13 protein-coding genes and 1 tRNA gene are annotated in these 16946 nt (G+C 57.4%); 10 read left to right on the top strand and 4 right to left on the bottom strand.

The genetic code is table 11. The annotated features are described in order from the left end of the window. Positions 1-158: 158 nt before the first annotated feature. From ACUXHH_RS05930 to ACUXHH_RS05885, 10 genes are all read left to right on the top strand, one after another. Complete coding sequence (locus tag ACUXHH_RS05930; protein ID WP_458391019.1) at positions 159-1154, top strand: segregation and condensation protein A; 996 nt, start codon at positions 159-161, stop codon at positions 1152-1154. Beyond that, positions 1147-2124 carry an SMC-Scp complex subunit ScpB gene (gene scpB, locus ACUXHH_RS05925; protein WP_458391018.1) on the top strand — a complete coding sequence of 326 codons (978 nt, stop codon included), beginning with the start codon at positions 1147-1149 and terminating at the stop codon, positions 2122-2124. Before ACUXHH_RS05930 ends, scpB begins: the two co-directional genes overlap by 8 nt. 171 nt (positions 2125-2295) lie before the next feature. Next, positions 2296-3465, top strand: coding sequence for a pseudouridine synthase (locus ACUXHH_RS05920; RefSeq protein WP_458391017.1), 1170 nt, complete (start codon positions 2296-2298; stop codon positions 3463-3465). Between the two features lie 18 nt (positions 3466-3483). Beyond that, positions 3484-4653: a prephenate dehydrogenase gene (locus ACUXHH_RS05915; protein WP_279740391.1), complete on the top strand. Its 1170-nt coding sequence runs from the start codon at positions 3484-3486 to the stop codon at positions 4651-4653. A gap of 54 nt (positions 4654-4707) precedes the next feature. After that, the gene (gene cmk, locus ACUXHH_RS05910) at positions 4708-5400 is read left to right on the top strand and encodes a (d)CMP kinase (RefSeq protein ID WP_279740393.1); all 693 of its coding nucleotides are present in this window, start codon (positions 4708-4710) and stop codon (positions 5398-5400) included. A gap of 111 nt (positions 5401-5511) precedes the next feature. Beyond that, positions 5512-7092, top strand: a complete 1581-nt coding sequence (gene der / locus ACUXHH_RS05905) for a ribosome biogenesis GTPase Der (RefSeq protein WP_279740394.1) — start codon at positions 5512-5514, stop codon at positions 7090-7092. Positions 7093-7291: 199 nt separating this feature from the next. Continuing rightward, positions 7292-7365 (top strand) — tRNA-Pro (locus ACUXHH_RS05900). A 532-nt stretch (positions 7366-7897) separates the two neighbouring features. Further along, entirely contained in the window at positions 7898-9535 is a 1638-nt protein-coding gene (locus tag ACUXHH_RS05895) for an L-lactate permease (protein WP_279754701.1), read from the top strand. 577 nt (positions 9536-10112) lie between these two features. Continuing rightward, on the top strand, positions 10113-11735 hold the full coding sequence (locus ACUXHH_RS05890) for an L-lactate permease (RefSeq protein ID WP_371569259.1): 1623 nt from the start codon (positions 10113-10115) through the stop codon (positions 11733-11735). Positions 11736-12011: 276 nt separating this feature from the next. After that, positions 12012-12401, top strand: coding sequence for a DUF1304 domain-containing protein (locus tag ACUXHH_RS05885; RefSeq protein WP_279754699.1), 390 nt, complete (start codon positions 12012-12014; stop codon positions 12399-12401). A gap of 142 nt (positions 12402-12543) precedes the next feature. On the opposite strand, the gene ACUXHH_RS05880 is transcribed toward ACUXHH_RS05885, so the two are convergent. From ACUXHH_RS05880 to ACUXHH_RS05865, 4 genes are all read right to left on the bottom strand, one after another. After that, positions 12544-13155, bottom strand: a complete 612-nt coding sequence (locus ACUXHH_RS05880; protein ID WP_279740402.1) for a methylated-DNA--[protein]-cysteine S-methyltransferase — start codon at positions 13153-13155, stop codon at positions 12544-12546. A 639-nt stretch (positions 13156-13794) separates the two neighbouring features. Continuing rightward, on the bottom strand, positions 13795-14061 hold the full coding sequence (locus ACUXHH_RS05875; RefSeq protein ID WP_279788781.1) for an N-acyl-D-glutamate deacylase: 267 nt from the start codon (positions 14059-14061) through the stop codon (positions 13795-13797). A 391-nt stretch (positions 14062-14452) separates the two neighbouring features. Further along, positions 14453-16009 (bottom strand): glycerol kinase GlpK, encoded by a 1557-nt coding sequence (gene glpK / locus ACUXHH_RS05870; RefSeq protein ID WP_279740405.1) that lies wholly within the window; start codon positions 16007-16009, stop codon positions 14453-14455. 42 nt (positions 16010-16051) lie between these two features. Beyond that, positions 16052-16849, bottom strand: coding sequence for an MIP/aquaporin family protein (locus ACUXHH_RS05865; RefSeq protein WP_279740407.1), 798 nt, complete (start codon positions 16847-16849; stop codon positions 16052-16054). Positions 16850-16946 lie beyond the last annotated feature (97 nt).

The raw sequence follows: 16946 nt of genomic DNA, 5'->3' as shown, positions 1-16946 counted from the left end.
ACTCTCATCCTTGAGTCACACCGGCAGAGGGCGTATAATTGTGTGGATTCTAAAGACCCCGCACACTGCTTACGCCGAAAAATAGGCGAAATAGAAGCCGCATCTGAGACGGCACCAATAAAGCCGGGGAGAATAAACCTAAGGAGAATAGGTCGTTTATGACCACGAACGTCGCTGCCGTGAGGGTACCGACACCGAACGCAGACACCGCCGCGAACGCCCGGACTGAGGGCCGCGGCCTGCAGAACCCGGAACGCGGTTTCACCCTCACCCTCAGTAATTTTGAGGGTCCCTTTGATCTTCTACTGACCCTGATTTCGCGCCGCAAACTCGATATTACCGAGGTGGCGCTCGCAGAGGTTACCGACGAGTTCCTCGCATACTTGCACGCCCTCTACGCTGAAGGCACCGAACGTGCACTCGACGAAGCCAGCGAATTTCTGGTCACCGCCGCAACCCTGCTGGAACTCAAGACCGCACGCCTGCTCCCGCAGCATCGTGAACCCCTCGAAGAGGATGTTGCGCTGTTGGAGGCACGTGACCTGCTCTTTGCCCGTCTATTGCAATACCGCGCCTACCGCGAAGTCGCCGATATTTTTGCTGAACGCTGGGCGCAAGAAGCACAGCGTTTTCCCCGTGCGGTAGCCCTCGAAGAACGATTCGCCCAGGCGCTACCCGAGCTGGTCTTTACCGGAGGCGCCGAAGAGTTCGCCCGCATCGCCGCAGCAGCGCTGAGCCGAACCCCCAAAGAACCTGAACCGGAACCCGAAGAAATCGTTGAAGAACTCAACGAGCACCTGCACGTTCCGCTCACCACCATCGCGGCTGAAGAACACTATATTCTGCACAGCCTGCTCGATACCGCGGCTCGGGAACTGAGCTTTGCCGAACTGGTTCAAGGATCCGGCGAACTAGAAATCGCGGTGGTTCGTTTTCTCGCCCTGCTTGAGCTCTACAAAGAAGGCGCCCTGCACGTAGAACAGGACGCACTACTCGGAGCCATTCGGGTACGTGCGAGCGCGAGCGCGGCACAGTTCGTAATTCGTGAAGAAACAGACACTCAGGATGCGCACGAAACCAGTGAAGCGCCTGAATCACCCGAAGTGAACGAATCTGAAGCTAAAACGGAACCGGTAGAGGAGGATTATGAGTAATCACGGCTCACGCTTTGACCGTGAATTTACCCCTGACGACCTTGCCATCGTGAACATGGGCTACTGGGATCCGAACGCGGATGAGGATTCGGAACAGGCTGACTCGGCGCCGGTAGAGGCTGAGAGCTCAAAGCCTGCTGAGGCGGACGCTGAGCCGGCTGAACATGAGGTAGCTGCAACGCCTCTGAGTACTGAGATTGCCGAAGAAGCTGAGGCCGCTGAAACGGTAGAGGACTCCGACAGCTCTGAGGAATCGCAGGAAACTGCGCCCCGCGAGTCGAAGAAACCGGAAGCGAAACCGGTAAAGATTCCGGAGGGAGGCCCCTCCACCGCACCCAGTGTAGCGGTTGATGCCGAAGCCGAATTCTCCAAGGTCGAGGTAATCCCTGGCGGCGTCAAAAGCGCCATCGAAGCAATCCTCGCCGTTGCCGAAGCACCCGTGAGCGTCAAAGAACTCTCCGCCGCTCTCATCGTTAGCGAACGAGCTGTTGAGCACGCGCTCGACCAGCTGTACAGCGAGTACAACGGCGAAGAAAGCGGCTACGGAGAAGAGGGGGTGGCACCGGAACCGCGCGGATTCCAGTTGCGGAACATCGCAGGAGGCTGGAAGCTCTACGCCCGCGACGACTTCGCCCCCTGGGTGGCACGCTTCGTGACCCGTTCCAAGAGCGCGACGCTGAGCAAGCCCGCCTACGAGACACTTGCCGTGATTGCCTACCAGCAGCCGGTGACCAGGGCGAGGGTGGCCTCCATTCGAGGCGTGAATGCGGACGCAGCAATCCGTCAGCTACTCCAACGGCAGCTGATTCGTGAGGCTGGTCGCGAAGCCGGAAGCGGCGCGACCCTCTACGAAACCACGGAGTTGCTACTGACAAAGCTCGGGTTGAACTCCCTGAAGGAGCTGCCGGCGCTTGCGCCCTTCCTCCCCGATGATACGGAGGCGGCGGTCCTCGCCGAAGGTAACGACTAACCCGCCCGCTACAGCCGTTACGGCAATAACGAAACTTTCAACGGTTCTGCTGAAAACCTGCTGCAGAACTACCCCGGATAAGCGCCCCTGGCGCTGATATAAACACCACACATTCGGTGCTGGGGCACAAAGACTAACAAATACTACAACGATAGAAAAGAGAAGAATACCATGGCATATGGAAACTCCTCCCGCGGCGGCCGCTCTGCATCCGGTCGCCCCCAGAGCTCCCGCGGCGGCCGCTCTGCATCCGGTCGCCCCCAGAGCTCCCGCGGTGGCCGTCCCAGCGCCGGTCGTCCCGGTCAGGGTGGTAAGCCCGGCGCTAAGGGTGCATCCGCACGCGGCGGTCGTCCCGGCGCACCGAAGAGCGGCGCTGGTAAGGGCGGCGCAAAGGGCTTCGGCGAGAAGAAGTTCGGCGCAGGCCGCGCAGGTTCCGGCCGAGGCCGCGGCACCGAACTGCCCAAGCGCGAACGCCGCGCACCGGGCCGCCCCTACCGCTCCGGCGAAGCCTTCGCGAACGAGCGCGGTGAATACCGCGTCAGCAACTACGCTGGCCCTCACCGTCCCCGCCGCCCACGTAACGCCCCGGTAGACCACTACGAGTTCTACGACCACGACGGTGTGCGCCTGCAGAAGCTGCTGGCTCAGGCCGGTGTGGCATCCCGTCGCGTCTGCGAAGAAATGATTACTGAAGGTCGCGTCACCGTCAACGGTGAGGTCGTGACCGAGCTGGGTGTACGCGTGGACCCCTCCAAGGTGACTGTGCAGGTGGACGGCATGACCGTTCAAACCAACGACAAGCTCGTCTACATGGCATTCAACAAGCCCGCCGGCGTGGTCTCCACCATGGAAGACCCCGAGGGCCGCCCCTGCATCTCTGACTTCCTGCGTTCCTCCATGAGCGAGCGTGTGTTCCACGTGGGCCGCCTGGATGTTGAAACTGAGGGTCTGCTGCTGCTGACCAACGACGGTGAACTGGCGAACCGACTCACCCACCCCTCCTACGAGGTGCCCAAGACCTACCTGGTGCAGGTTCCCGGCCCGATGGAGCCCGGTGTCGGCGCAGCCATGAAGAAGGGCATTCGCCTGGAAGACGGCGTGACTCGTGTGGACGAGTTTAAGCTGGTGGATTCTACCCCCGGCCATGTGCTCGTTGAGGTGACCATCCACTCCGGTAAGAACCGTATTGTGCGCCGCCTCTTCGACGCTGTCGGATACCCGGTTGAGCGCCTGGTTCGCGTTGAGATGGGGCCGATTCGTATTGGTTCGCAGAAGCAGGGCACTGTCCGTAACCTCTCGAAGGTCGAGATTGGTCATCTGCTCGCTTCGGTGGATATGTAATAACGCTAAGGAGTTGTCATGAGCTCGCCCGCTGAGCTTTCCGCATCTGAGCTGCACATGGACTCAACGCTGACCGGGCCGGTACTCATTATCGGCTCGGGTCTGCTGGGCGCCTCCATTGGTTTGGGATTGCGCGCGGAAGGATGCGAGGACGTGTACGTCCAAGATATTTCACCCACCGCCGAGGCTGTGGCGCAGGATATCGGCGCTGGTACAAGCTTCTCCACCCTGTCGGAGCAGGAGCGTGCCTCCCTCGCCCCGCAGCTGGTGGTGGTGGCTGCGCCTCCGGATAGTGCCGGTGCCGTGTGCGCTCGCGCGCTGAACACCTATGCACCTCGACCGGAGGTAGGATACCCAGGCGCCGTGGTGACGGATGTTGCCTCCGTGAAGGTGCAACCGCTAGCTGATGTGCTTGCCTCGGGTGCGGATGCGTCCCGTTATGTGGGTTCGCATCCGATGGCTGGGCGTGAGAAGTCCGGCCCGGTGGCTGCACGCGGTGAGCTGTTCCAAGCGCGTCCGTGGATTATCTGCGAGCACGATTCGGTTCGTCCCGAGTGTGTGCGTCTGGTGCGTTCTGTGGCGGTTGAGCTGGGCGCGATTGTGACTTCTCTGAGCATTGAGGAGCATGATCAGACGGTTGCTCTGATCTCTCATGTACCGCAGGCGATGAGTTCGCTTCTGGCTTCGCGTCTGCAGGACACTCCGCTGTATGCGCTGTCCCTGGCGGGTCAGGGTTTGCGCGATACGGTGCGTATTGCGGCTTCGGACCCGACGCTGTGGGTACAGATTTTTGCAGCAAACGCTGACCCGATTGTGAAGACCCTCTACGGGGTGCGTGATGACCTGAATCGCCTCATCGCAACGCTGGAGAACCCGACGGCCTCCGGTGCTCGCCTGGATTTGGCGCAGCTGATGAGCGAAGGCAACGCGGGCGTTAACCGTATTCCGGGTAAGCACGGTACGGCCCCCGCCGCGTTCGCAAAGATGACGGTGCTGGTGGATGACACCCCCGGCACGCTGGCTCGTTTGCTTGCCGAGATTGGTGAGCTGGGCGCGAACCTTGAGGATTTGCGTCTGGAGCACTCGACGGGCGCCCCGGTGGGTATGGCTGAAATCTCGGTCAATCCGTCTATTCATGAGGCGTTGGTCCGCGATTTGTCGGCTCGCGGTTGGCGTGTTGTGAAGTAGAGTTAAAGCTATATTTTCCGGCATAAAGTTTGAGACGAATTTGAAGGAGTGCTGATGCACGAGAACCCTAAACTGACGATTGCTATTGACGGTCCCTCCGGTTCCGGTAAGTCGTCTGTGTCTAAGGAAGTTGCACGCCACTTTGGTCTGGCGTACCTGGACACCGGTGCAATGTACCGTGCCGCAACCTACCGTGTGCTGGAACTTGGCATTGACCTGAACGACACTGAGGCGATAGCGAAGGCTGTCGAAGAGATGCCCCTGGTGTTCGGTACGAACATTAAGGAAGAAGAGATTCTGATGGGCTTGACCGATATCCGTGAGGAGATTCGTAGCGAGCGCATTTCTTCGGCTGTTTCTGCTGTTGCTTCGGTTCCGGCGGTTCGTGAGCACCTGATTGGCCTGCAGCGTTGGATGATTGACCACGCTATTAACGGCATGGTCGCTGAGGGCCGTGACATCACCACCGTGGTCGCGCCCGACGCTGATGCGCGCATCCTGCTGACTGCTTCTGAAGAGGTGCGTATGGCGCGCCGCGGCCTGGAAAACGCGGAGAAGTCCGGCGCTTCGGGTGACTTGAGCAAGCAGATCGCTGAGCGTGATGCGAAGGATTCGAAGGTCAATAACTTTATGGAAGCTGCCGAGGGCGTGACCCGGGTGGACAGCTCGGATCTTGATTTTAATGCGACGGTCTCTGCAGTGATTAACGCTGTGAATGACCAGTTGAAGGCGAAGCGCGCGGGTTAGGCCCGCCGAAACGCTGGGGGAGTGGCGTATCCGCTCCAGAGAAGACGTTGAGCCGCGCTTGCGTGCTGACCATTGGGTTGGGCGCGGGGGCGGGTAGAGAAAGGAATGCGCATGGCTGAGGACGCTATCCGCGACGATTACGAAGATAAGTACCTGGGCGGTGGCGAGGACGACGTTACCGAGCGCCTCGCTGAGATTGATGATGAGACCGCTGAACAGCGTGCTCAGGCTCTGCTTGAAGGTCTTGAGGACTATGACCTGGATGAAGAGGACCGCGCCCTGCTGGGTGCCTGGGGCTTCGACATTGAGGAAGAAGAAGAGCAGCTCGCTGATCCGGTAGTGGCGATTGTTGGCCGCCCGAATGTGGGTAAGTCGACCATTATTAACCGTATTCTGGGCCGCCGTGAGGCGGTGGTTGAGGATAAGCCGGGTGTGACTCGTGACCGCGTGTCCTATAAGGCCGAGTGGCTGGGTAAGAGCTTCACCCTGGTTGATACCGGTGGTTGGGAGTCTGACGCCCGCGGTATTGATGCTCAGGTGGCTGAGCAGGCTGAGATTGCTGTGGAGCAGGCCGATGTTGTGGTCCTGGTGGTGGATGCCCGTGTGGGTGTGACCGCTTCGGACGAGCAGATTGTTCGTATGCTGCGCCGTGTGAAGAAGCCGATCATTCTGATCGCTAATAAGATTGATGACGCTCACCTGGAGCCGGAGATTTATAACCTCTGGTCGCTGGGTATGGGTCAGCCGTTCCCGGTGTCGGGTCTGCACGGCCGTGGCCTGGCGGATGCTCTGGACGAGATTCTTGAGGTCATGCCGAAGCACTCGCAGTTTGCTCAGCCGGAGGCGCTGGGCGGCCCGCGTCGTGTGGCTCTGGTGGGTCGCCCGAACGTGGGTAAGTCGTCGCTGCTGAACAAGTTGGCTGGTTCTGAGCGTGCCGTGGTGAACGACCTGGCTGGTACGACTCGTGACCCGATTGATGAGATTATTGAGCTGGGCGGCTACCCCTGGCGTTTTGTGGATACCGCGGGCATTCGCCGTCGTCAGCACATGGCTAAGGGCGCGGAGTTCTACTCTTCGCTGCGTACTCAGACTGCTCTGGAACGTTCTGAGGTTGCCGTGGTGCTGCTGGATGTTTCCGAGCCGATCTCTGAGCAGGATGTGCGTATCGTACAGACTGTGATTGATTCGGGCCGTGCGATGGTTCTGGCATTCAATAAGTGGGATACCCTCGATGAGGATCGCCGCGACATGCTCGAGCGAGAGATTGAGCGCGACCTGGCGCACGTGCAGTGGGCACCTCGCGTGAACATTTCGGCGAAGACCGGCTGGCACAAGGACAAATTGGTGCCCGCTCTGGAGTACTCGCTGGAGTCGTGGGATTCGCGCATTCCGACCGGTCGTCTGAACGCGTTCCTGGGCGAGATTGTGGCCGCGCATCCGCACCCGCTGCGTGGCGGTAAGCAGCCGCGTATTCTTTTTGGTACTCAGGTATCTTCGCGTCCGCCGAAGTTCGTGCTGTTTACTACCGGTTTCTTGGATCCGGGCTACCGCCGCTTCATTATGCGTCGTCTGCGTGAGACTTTTGATTTCACGGGTACTCCGATTGAGATTTCGATGCGTGTGCGTGAGCGCCGCTCTCTGGGTGAGCGTCAGAGCGCGAAGGCTAAGAAGGGCAAGGGCAGCCGCCGCTAGTAGCGGGACATATCTGCTTGATGCTGTGTTGCGGGGCTCGGCCCCCACGCGCTGGATTCTGTGCAGAAAATCTGCGCGAAAAAGATTTTTAAGATTTTTTCTAAAAACGGGGATTCTGGCTTGCGTGGGGGTTGAAAGCCCGGTATAGTTATTCGAGTGTTCGAGGGAAACCTTGAAAATAATATCGTGAATAACGAATCGGGTTGTGGCGCAGCTTGGTAGCGCACTTGACTGGGGGTCAAGGGGTCGCAGGTTCAAATCCTGTCAACCCGACAGATAAAGCTCCGGAAGGTTTTTCCTTCCGGAGCTTTTTGTGTTGTCTGTTGTTTTGGTGTCTATATATCAATTCAATGGTTTCTTGAATCTTCAGTGGATGTGAAGGATGGATGTAGAGATGGCGCGGGGTAGTAGAGTTTAGGTTAGCGTGCAATTATGAGCTTCGATTTAAATGTTGGAATATGACCGAATTTGTGGGGGACGAGTGGTACATTTGTAATCGAGGAACTGTGTTTTAGGAATCAGAAGCGTCGACTTTGGTACTGATTTTTTCCTTGATAAATCAAGGAATAATTAGGTTTCTATGACTAAAACACAGCTTCAAGCACACCAAATTTCATAGTCGTAAAATCAACACGAACCCAAGTAAAGGTAAATATTCCCGTGGGGTAGCCTCCCCAACGCATAAAGCAACGAGAAAATATACCTGAAGCATGCGGCATACACATGGCTACGCGCACCATTGGGCAGGCTTTACGGCACAACACAATCCCGTCCTTCATGGGCGCGGAAAGGAACACAAAACATCATGTGGCAGCAAGTCTACGACCCGCTGAACTCGAGCGCGCTCTCGGCACTCGTGGCAGCAGTCCCGATTATTTTCTTCCTTCTGGGCCTCACCGTCCTGAAGCTCAGCGGTATTAAATCTGCCGTTATCTCCCTCGTCCTAGCTCTCCTCATCGGTTGCGCTATCTTCGGAATGCCCGTCACCGCAGGTGCAGGCTCCATCCTCCACGGTTTCCTCTCGGGCATGTGGCCCATCGGCTGGATTGTTCTCATGGCAGTGTGGCTCTACCGCATTTCCGTGCGTTCGGGCGGCTTCGAAATTGTTCGCTCCTCCATCTCCTCCATCTCTACCGACCAGCGCATCCAGATGCTGCTGATCGCATTCTGCTTCGGTGGCTTCCTTGAAGGCGCTGCAGGCTTCGGTATTCCGATCGCTATCTGTGCTGCACTGCTTGTGTCCCTGGGCTTCAACCCGCTCAAGGCCGCAATGTTCGCACTGATCGCTAACGTGAGCTCCGGTGCATACGGCGCTATCGGTATCCCCGTGACCACCGCAGCAACCCGCGGTGGCGTGGACCTGCACGCACTGTCCATCGAAATGATCCTGGTACTCCAGATCATGGCGGCTCTCATCCCCGTACTGCTCGTCGCTATTCAGGACGGTCTGCGCGGTATCCGCGAGGTCGGTCTGGTAGCTCTCATGGTCGGCGTGATTTACTCCGGCGGACAGTCCGTTCTGCTCGCAGGCCTCGGTAACCCCGAGCTTGTCGACATCATCCCGCCGCTGCTGGCCCTCGTTGCTCTGGCACTCATCATGCAGAAGTGGCAGCCCAAGCACATCTTCCGCGAGCCCACCGCTCCCTCCCTGGAGGAAGTTGAGGCTCAGCAGAGCGTCAAGCACACCGGTAGCGAAATCCTCAAGGCATGGAGCCCCTTCATCTACCTGTCCGTCGTGATTCTGCTCTGGTCCACCGTGATGAAGCCGCTCTTCGCTAAGGGTGGTCTGCTCGCCTTCAGTAACTTGAGCTTCAACATTCCGTGGGTGCACCAGAGCATCCAGCAGACGGCACCGATTGTTCCTACCCCCAAGGCATTTGACGCGGTCTTCACCTGGAACATCATTGGTGCTTCCGGTACCGCAATTCTGGTCGCTGCAATCATCACCATCCTGACCTCCTCCATCAGCTGGGGTGAGGCTATCGAGGAACTCGGCGGCACCTGGAAGCAGCTGCAGACCCCGATCCTCATGATCTGCCTGGTCATGTCCGTTGCTAACGTCATGAACTACGCGGGTATGATTACCTCCATCGCACTGGCTGTTGCCGCTGTGGGCGCAATCTTCCCGCTGCTGTCCCCGATTATCGGTTGGATTGGCGTGTTCGTGACCGGCTCCGTGGTGAACAACAACATCCTCTTCGCTGGCCTGCAGGCTACCACCGCACAGCAGATTGGCGTCAGTCAGACCCTGCTGGTTGCATCTAACACCGCCGGTGGTGTGATGGCGAAGATTGTTTCCCCGCAGTCCATCGCAATTGCAGCCGCTGCTGTGAACAGCACCGGCGAGGAATCCAAGATTACCTCCATGGCGATCAAGTACAGTGCCGCTCTGCTGGCTATCACCTGTGTTTGGGTTTACGTCCTGTCCTTGGTTGTTTCCTAAACAGCGTAAAGCTCCGATGCGCGTCACCTACCTTCTCTGAAAGGTGAGGTACCCGCGAGGCGGTTTACCAAAAGCCCCCTTCTACTTCGGTAGGAGGGGGCTTTCGCATTATGCACCAATATGTAACTTATCGGCTTGAAATAGTGCTAGAAGTGGGAATATCAGGACAGCTGCTGGTGCCGATAGGGAGTGCATCATAATGACTCTTAACTGTCGTTTCACACTGTAAAAACACTCAATGCAGGATAAAAGATTCATAAAGTGTAGTGATAAAATTTCCAGCGGGCATTGGCGCCGTAGGTGAGAGCACGAGCTTAAGGATTTTTAGCTTCTAGGCCTCCAACGAGAGAACCAACGCCCCGCACCGTGGAAACATCCTTCCCGCGCTCCTGCCTTCAGCCAAGGCTCCAACATATATTCATGATGTTGCTACGCCTTTCACGTTCAGAGATTCTTAGCGATAGAGGCGTCGTGAGGCTACGCCTCGTGCTACCCCATAGGGCAGGCGGACGCACCCTACAGCGGCATCCAAACCGCTGTAGGTACACCCTGCTGCGGGGAAGGACAAACTACTCTCATGTGGTCGCAAACCTACGATCCCCTTAACGCCTCAGTACTTTCTGCACTTGTCGCGGTATCCCCTATAATTCTTTTTCTGCTCTGTCTCACGGTTTTCAAGCTCAGCGGTATTAAATCAGCGCTGATTACCCTGGTCCTTACCCTGGCTATTGCAATGGGCGTCTTCCACTTGCCGTGGACGGCAGCAGCCGGGTCCATTCTCTACGGATTCCTCTCAGCGCTCTGGCCTATTGCATGGATTGTGCTCATGGCAGTGTGGCTCTACCGCATCGCGGTACGTAGTGGAAAATTTGCCATCGTGAGGGCCTCTGTCTCATCTATCTCTGCCGATCAGCGTATCCAGGTGCTACTCATCGCTCTCTGCTTTGCCGGCTTCATTGAGGGTGCGGCGGGCTTCGGCATTCCGATTGCTATTTCCGTGGCGTTACTTGCTGCCCTAGGCTTCAACCCGCTCAAAGCTGCGATGCTTTCACTGGTTGCTAACGCCACCGTGGGCGCATACGGTGCGGTCGGTATCCCCGTGACCACTGGTGCTGCTATTGGTAACGTAGATTTGGGCCATCTATCCAATCAGATGGTGTGGGTTCTACAGATTTTTGCAGCGCTAGTACCTGTTCTCGTGGTCGCTATTCAGGATGGCCTGCGCGGTATCCGCGAAGTTGGTCTGGTGGCTCTAGCTACCGGTATCGTGATTTCTGGTCTGCAGAGCATCATGCTGTGGGTTTTGCAAACCCCTGAGCTGATTGGTATTTTGCCTCCGCTGGTTGGCTTAGTATTCCTGGCCGTTGTTATGCGTTTCTGGCAGCCGAAGACTATCTACCGTGAACCCACTGCCCCCACGCTGGAGGAGCTGGCAGAGCAAGAAGAACCGACGTACAGCCTGCGTGAAATCGCGGATGCCTGGAGCCCCTTTATCTTCCTCTCCATCACCATTTTGCTCTGGTCTACTGTACTGCACCCTGTTTTTGATGTTGACGGACCGCTGGGCTTTATGAATTTGAGTTTCCACGTGCCCGGTATACACCACCAGATTGGTGACGGTGAAGGTTTGGCTATTCATGCGGTCTTCAATTGGAATATTCTGGGTGCTGCCGGTACAGCTATTCTGGTTGCTGCTCTGCTCTCGGCTGTGACCTCGAAGATTACTGCGCGCGCGGCTCTTGAGGAGCTCAACGGCGCGTGGCAACAGCTGAAGAAGCCCATTTATATGATTTGCCTGGTGATGTCTGTTGCAAACCTCATGAACTATGCAGGTATGACCTCGTCTATTGCTTTGGCAGTGGCTACGGCTGGTGCGCTCTTCCCGCTCTTCTCGCCCATCATTGGCTGGATTGGTGTGTTTGTGACCGGTTCGGTGACCAACAACAATGTGCTCTTTGCGGGGCTGCAGGCAAGCACTGCGCACCAGATTGGTGTGGATCCGGCGATGCTAGTGGCTGCCAATACTTCCGGTGGCGTGATGGGTAAGATCGTCTCCCCGCAGTCGATTGCGGTGGCGGTTGCCGCTGTTAATGAGGCGGGTCAGGAATCGAAGGTTACCTCTATGGCAATCAAGTACAGCCTCTTCTTGCTGGTGTTGCTGTGCATTTGGACGTATATGCTCACGCTTATCGTGCACTAGCTGTTTTCGCCTAGTTGCTTTCCTTATTGGGGGAAGAACCAAACAGATGTGTTGAACGCTCGTTGCGATGTCTTGTTGTGACGAGCGTTCAACCTATCTGCGGTATCCAACGTCATACGATGCGGATAATCCACGGGGCTGGAGTAGAATTAGTGTTTGTTCCCACACGCCGGATACGTAGATAGGAGAGGCTATCCGGCTGCTACTCGTGTGTTGCCGGCTGACCTGTTGGTGAGCCACACAGCTAACAGATGACCTACTACTCAAGGAGAAACAATGCAGACGCTCGCAACGGTCACCACCGTTTTTGCCTTTGTAGCAATCGCTATTCATGTGTACATCTGGATTATCGAGTCGTTCCTCTGGACTAAGCCTAGAGGCCGCGAAACCTTCGGAATGACCGAAGAGTTTGCCGAGTCCACCAAGGAAATGGCTGCAAACCAGGGCCTGTACAACCTGATGCTCGCCTGGATTGCCGCAACCGGTCTGCTCGCATTCTGGTTCGGCTCCCCGCAGGTGGGCGTGGCGCTCCTATTCGCAGGCCTGGGCTCCATGGCGGTTGCCGGTGCCTACCTGTTCCTCACCTCCCCGGATAAGCGCAAGCCGGCGCTGATTCAGCTGACCCCGCCGCTGCTGGCGCTAATTTTCCTCTTTGCGACGATTTAATTCAGATTGGAACCTCTCAACGTATAGAAGCCGCGTGTTACTTCTACGAAGTACCACGCGGCTTTTCTCTGCCCGGGCACACCTTCGCGCCAGAGGCTCAAAGGCTTAGCTGAAAAGACCCGAACAGCCTCGTCTGTAGGCGCTAGAAGAGCCGCGCCTCCCGCACCTCTTCCGGCTCCTCCAAGTCAAGGAGGAACTGCTTACGCTCAACCCCGCCAGCGTAGCCGGTCAAGCTACCGTCAGCACCAATAACACGGTGGCACGGAATCATAATAGAAACCTTATTACGGCCGACCGCCTGACCCACAGCCTGTGCCGGAGCGCCGGGACCAACCGCACGCGAAATATCGCCGTAAGTGGTGGTGTACCCGGCAGGAACAGTCTTCAAATGCTCCCACACAATCAGCTGAAAATCGGTACCCTCAGGATCTAACGGCAGTGTAAAAGAAGTGCGCTTGCGCGCAAAGTACTCAGACAGCTGCACCGTAGCCAACTCAAGAAGCTGCGCCGCCGCATACTCGCCGGCAGGCTCATCATCTTCCGGCGTGCCGTGGTCCCGCAGGTAAGCCCCGGGATTCTCAACCAGTCCACCAAGCTCATGGGGGAGCGGAAAATGCGCCTGATCCTCGTACCAGATGCCAACAATCGCGTTCGCTCGGGCAGCAATATAGAGCACGCCGACGGGACTCGAATAGCGAGTGTACCAGCGCGTAAGTGCTTCCGGTGGCTGCGGCGAATCGGTCGCTTTGGTCATGCTCTTCCTCATTGGCTCGTGGGCGTGTACTGCAGATGGTATTAGGTGCAAATATTCCTTTCAACCATCATAGGGGAGGGGCACCTCCGTACCGTACCCGCAGCTGGTTTTTTCTATAACTGACCACTATGTATGAGATGTATATGCACCGTCGTTGAAATATTTCAGGATGCCCGGCAATTTTGATTGAGCCCGAAGAGCTGGCATTATGTGAAGTACACACCGATACATCGCAATTCAATACTCTGGCTTCTCCACTTTATAGTGATGCCTTCCATAGTGGTACCAATCCTTCTGCTGTGGGAGCTCACAGCGCTGAGCACCTCAGACCACACCCGCGACCCGAGAGCCCTTATCTACCTGATTCCTATTGTTCTCATTACAGCGGTGCTCCTTCTGGGTAGGATGGCTTGTTGAACGACCCCCCAGCTGGAAATATAACGCTTTTGTAGTCCATGAGAACACAAAGGCAGAACTAGCCAGAGCCGAAGCACGTCAAAGTACTGGTTCAAACTGATGAGAAATGGTTGCAGAACCGGGCTCTGAACCACGATTTAATATAAATGTGCCGCCTCACTGACACCGGTGAGGCGGCACATTTTATATTGTCTAGGGGAAAAGAAGCCCGCTACTTAGCAACTACTCCGTCAGTGTTGCCCCCCCCGTGTGGTGCAGATGCGGCAGGCGGGTTGAGTGCAGGTCGTGGCCGAGTACATCGTGCGCATCCGGGTCCTCGTTCGGGAGCACATGCGAGTACTTGGAGTAGTCGCGGTACAGCGCGTAGGCACCAATTACGGTCAGTACGATAGCAATACCCAGAGCCCACGGCACAGCGGCGGCTGAATACAGGATAGAGAAGAGCACCAACAACCAGGAAAGAGCAGCAGCAAGAATTGAAATGTTCATAGCAATAATTGCATGCCTGCGGAGACGGACATCAACCATAATCGGTGCGGGATAACCCGCTTCCTCTTTCCGGGAGCGTATGCTCTGGTCTCATGCACACCAGTAGGTGCTAGAGGCGTAACCAACCACCATCTGCGGCGGCCAGAATAGAATCAATAAGCCTATATATCTATGATATGGCGCGTGAAATAGAGATAAAAGGCGTATATACGCCATAAGAGTAATCCCACATAACAGATGAATTGTTATCTCAACAAGAAGCATGAAATGAGTGCTTTTTACAGTAAGAACTGCCGCAAAAAAGCCACGGCTGCTTCAACCCCATAGCGGGGGAGAAGTAGCCGGGGCTTCGTTAGTACGCGGGCCGTGCCGTCAGGCAACGGTGCTGCGATTAGGCGGTCGGAACGTCCTCGTCGACCCACTCGAGGGTGCGCGAGACAGCCTTCTTCCAGAGGCGGTACTGGCGGTCAACCTCTGCGGGTTCCATGGAGGGCAGCCAGCGCTTGTCCTCAACCCAGTTGTCCACAACGTCCTGCTCCCCGGCCCAGAAACCAACAGCGATACCTGCAGCGTATGCTGCGCCCAGAGCGGTGGTCTCAACAACCTTCGGGCGGATCACAGGGACACCGAGGATGTCAGCCTGGAATTGCATGAGGAACTCGTTAGCGGTCATGCCGCCGTCCACGCGCAGCTCGGAGAGCTTAACACCGGAGTCAGCGTTCATTGCGTCCAGAACCTCGCGGGTCTGGAATGCGGTTGCTTCCAGTGCCGCACGCACGATGTGTGCACGGTTCACATAGCGGGTCAGACCAACGATGACGCCGCGAGCGTCGGAACGCCAGTGAGGCGCGAACAGGCCGGAGAACGCGGGAACAACGTAGCAGCCACCGGAGTCCTCAACGGAGGTAGCCAGTTCCTCAGACTCTGCAGCGTTCTCAATCATGCGCAGGTTGTCGCGCAGCCACTGAATCAGGGAGCCGCTCATCGCGACCGAGCCTTCCAGAGCGTAGACGGGAGCTGCGTCGCCAATCTTGTAGGCGACGGTGGTCAGCAGACCGTTGTTGGAGAAGACGGGCTCGTTGCCGGTGTTCATGAGCATGAAGTTACCGGTACCGTAGGTGTTCTTCGCCATGCCCTTCTCGAAGCAAGCCTGACCGAAGGTTGCAGCCTGCTGGTCGCCCAGGATACCCGCGATGGGGGTGCCTCTGAGTAGACCGGTCGCGCGGCCGAAGCCGTACACCTCGGAGGAGGACTTGATTTCGGGCAGCATGCTCATGGGGATGCCCATGTCTGCAGCAATCTGCGGATCCCATTCGAGGGTGCGGATGTCCATCAGCAGGGTACGGGATGCGTTGGTTACGTCGGTGACGTGAACGCCGCCGTCAACACCACCGGTCAGGTTCCAGACCAGCCAGGTGTCGGTGTTGCCGAAGAGCAGGTCGCCGCGCTCTGCGCGCTCGCGTGCGCCTTCAACGTTGTCCAGGATCCACTTGATCTTGGGACCGGAGAAGTAGGTGGAGAGGTTCAGGCCAACGATGTCGTGGTACTTACCAACGCCCTCTTCGCCTGCGAGTTCTTCAACGATTTCCTGGGTGCGGGTGTCCTGCCAGACGATTGCGTTGTAGACGGGCTCGCCGGTGTTCTTGTCCCACACGACGGTGGTTTCACGCTGGTTGGTGATGCCGACTGCAGCGATTTCGTGGTGGTTGACGTCGCCGTTTGCCATTGCGGTTGCTACGACCTTGCGGACGTTCTGCCAAATCTCGGTTGCGTTGTGCTCGACCCAGCCGGCCTTGGGGAAGATCTGCTCGTGCTCGAGCTGGCCTTGAGCCACGTTCTCGCCCGCCTTGTTGAACAGGATCGCGCGGGAGCTGGTGGTGCCCTGGTCGATGGAGAGGATGTACTTGCGCTCGACGTTGAGGGTTGCGGAGTGCAGAGAAGTCGTCATTGATTTTTCCTTAGAACTAAAAAGACGGGGTTTTGGAGAGGTTTAGAGGGGCAGGACTGCCGGAACGATTAGGCCGGCGAGGATAGCGCCGATGATCGGGCCAACAACCGGAACCCATGCGTAAGACCAGTTGGAGCCGGTCTTACCGGGGATGGGCAGGAAGGTGTAGGCGATACGGGGGCCGAGGTCACGTGCGGGGTTGATAGCGGAACCGGTTGCGCCACCAAGGCTCATACTGATAGAAACAACAACCAGGGCAACAGCCAAGGGGCCAGTCTGGGCGGGGGTCTTACCGGATGCGATGATCCAGCCAATCAGGACGAAGGTGCCGATAATCTCGGTGAGCAAGTTCCAGCCGTAGGACTTGATGGCGGGGCCGGTTGCGAAGATGCCGAGGCGGTCGCCCGGGTCCTCATCGAAGTGCTTCTTGTAGGTGAGGTACGCTCCGGTTGCGCCGGCCATTGCGCCGAGCATCTGAGCGACGATGTACAGGGCAATGTTGCCGGGGGTTGCGGGAACGCCGGTTGCCAGGTCCTTGCCTGCGGTTGCCAGGCCAACGGTCACAGCGGGGTTCAGGTGTGCACCGGAATGGAAGGAGAGGTACACGGCGGTGAACACTGCCAGACCCCATCCGAAGGTGATAACACCCCAGCCTGCGTCCTTAGCGTAGGACTTCTTGAGGGTCACTGCGGCACATACGCCGGCACCGAGCAGAATCAGGATGAAGGTGCCGAAGAATTCGGAAGCGAAGATTCCGAGGGTGGTGGGGGCACCGGATGCATCCACGAGAGCGGATGAACCGGCTGCAAGTACAGTTCCTGCGGAAGCAAGAAGAGACATTGATGCTCCTTGAAGACGAAGCGTCTGGAAGGCAAGCGAACCTTTGCTTGCGTGTTCCCGTGCGTCCTCACCGCACTGGCGGATCGGGGCACAACGC

Source organism: Rothia sp. 110740021-2 (genome assembly GCF_054263775.1).
Note: the sequence above shows the minus strand (reverse complement) of the source record. Positions and strands in the feature narration are given on the sequence as shown.

Coding starts and splice junctions, on each gene's coding strand:
- ACUXHH_RS05890 (WP_371569259.1), top strand. CDS start 10,113: ATGTGGTCGCAAACCTACGATCCCCTTAACGCCTCAGTACTTTCTGCA.
- der (WP_279740394.1), top strand. CDS start 5,512: ATGGCTGAGGACGCTATCCGCGACGATTACGAAGATAAGTACCTGGGC.
- ACUXHH_RS05875 (WP_279788781.1), bottom strand. CDS start 14,061: ATGAACATTTCAATTCTTGCTGCTGCTCTTTCCTGGTTGTTGGTGCTC.
- ACUXHH_RS05880 (WP_279740402.1), bottom strand. CDS start 13,155: ATGACCAAAGCGACCGATTCGCCGCAGCCACCGGAAGCACTTACGCGC.
- glpK (WP_279740405.1), bottom strand. CDS start 16,009: ATGACGACTTCTCTGCACTCCGCAACCCTCAACGTCGAGCGCAAGTAC.
- cmk (WP_279740393.1), top strand. CDS start 4,708: ATGCACGAGAACCCTAAACTGACGATTGCTATTGACGGTCCCTCCGGT.
- ACUXHH_RS05920 (WP_458391017.1), top strand. CDS start 2,296: ATGGCATATGGAAACTCCTCCCGCGGCGGCCGCTCTGCATCCGGTCGC.
- ACUXHH_RS05930 (WP_458391019.1), top strand. CDS start 159: ATGACCACGAACGTCGCTGCCGTGAGGGTACCGACACCGAACGCAGAC.
- ACUXHH_RS05895 (WP_279754701.1), top strand. CDS start 7,898: ATGTGGCAGCAAGTCTACGACCCGCTGAACTCGAGCGCGCTCTCGGCA.
- ACUXHH_RS05885 (WP_279754699.1), top strand. CDS start 12,012: ATGCAGACGCTCGCAACGGTCACCACCGTTTTTGCCTTTGTAGCAATC.
- scpB (WP_458391018.1), top strand. CDS start 1,147: ATGAGTAATCACGGCTCACGCTTTGACCGTGAATTTACCCCTGACGAC.
- ACUXHH_RS05865 (WP_279740407.1), bottom strand. CDS start 16,849: ATGTCTCTTCTTGCTTCCGCAGGAACTGTACTTGCAGCCGGTTCATCC.
- ACUXHH_RS05915 (WP_279740391.1), top strand. CDS start 3,484: ATGAGCTCGCCCGCTGAGCTTTCCGCATCTGAGCTGCACATGGACTCA.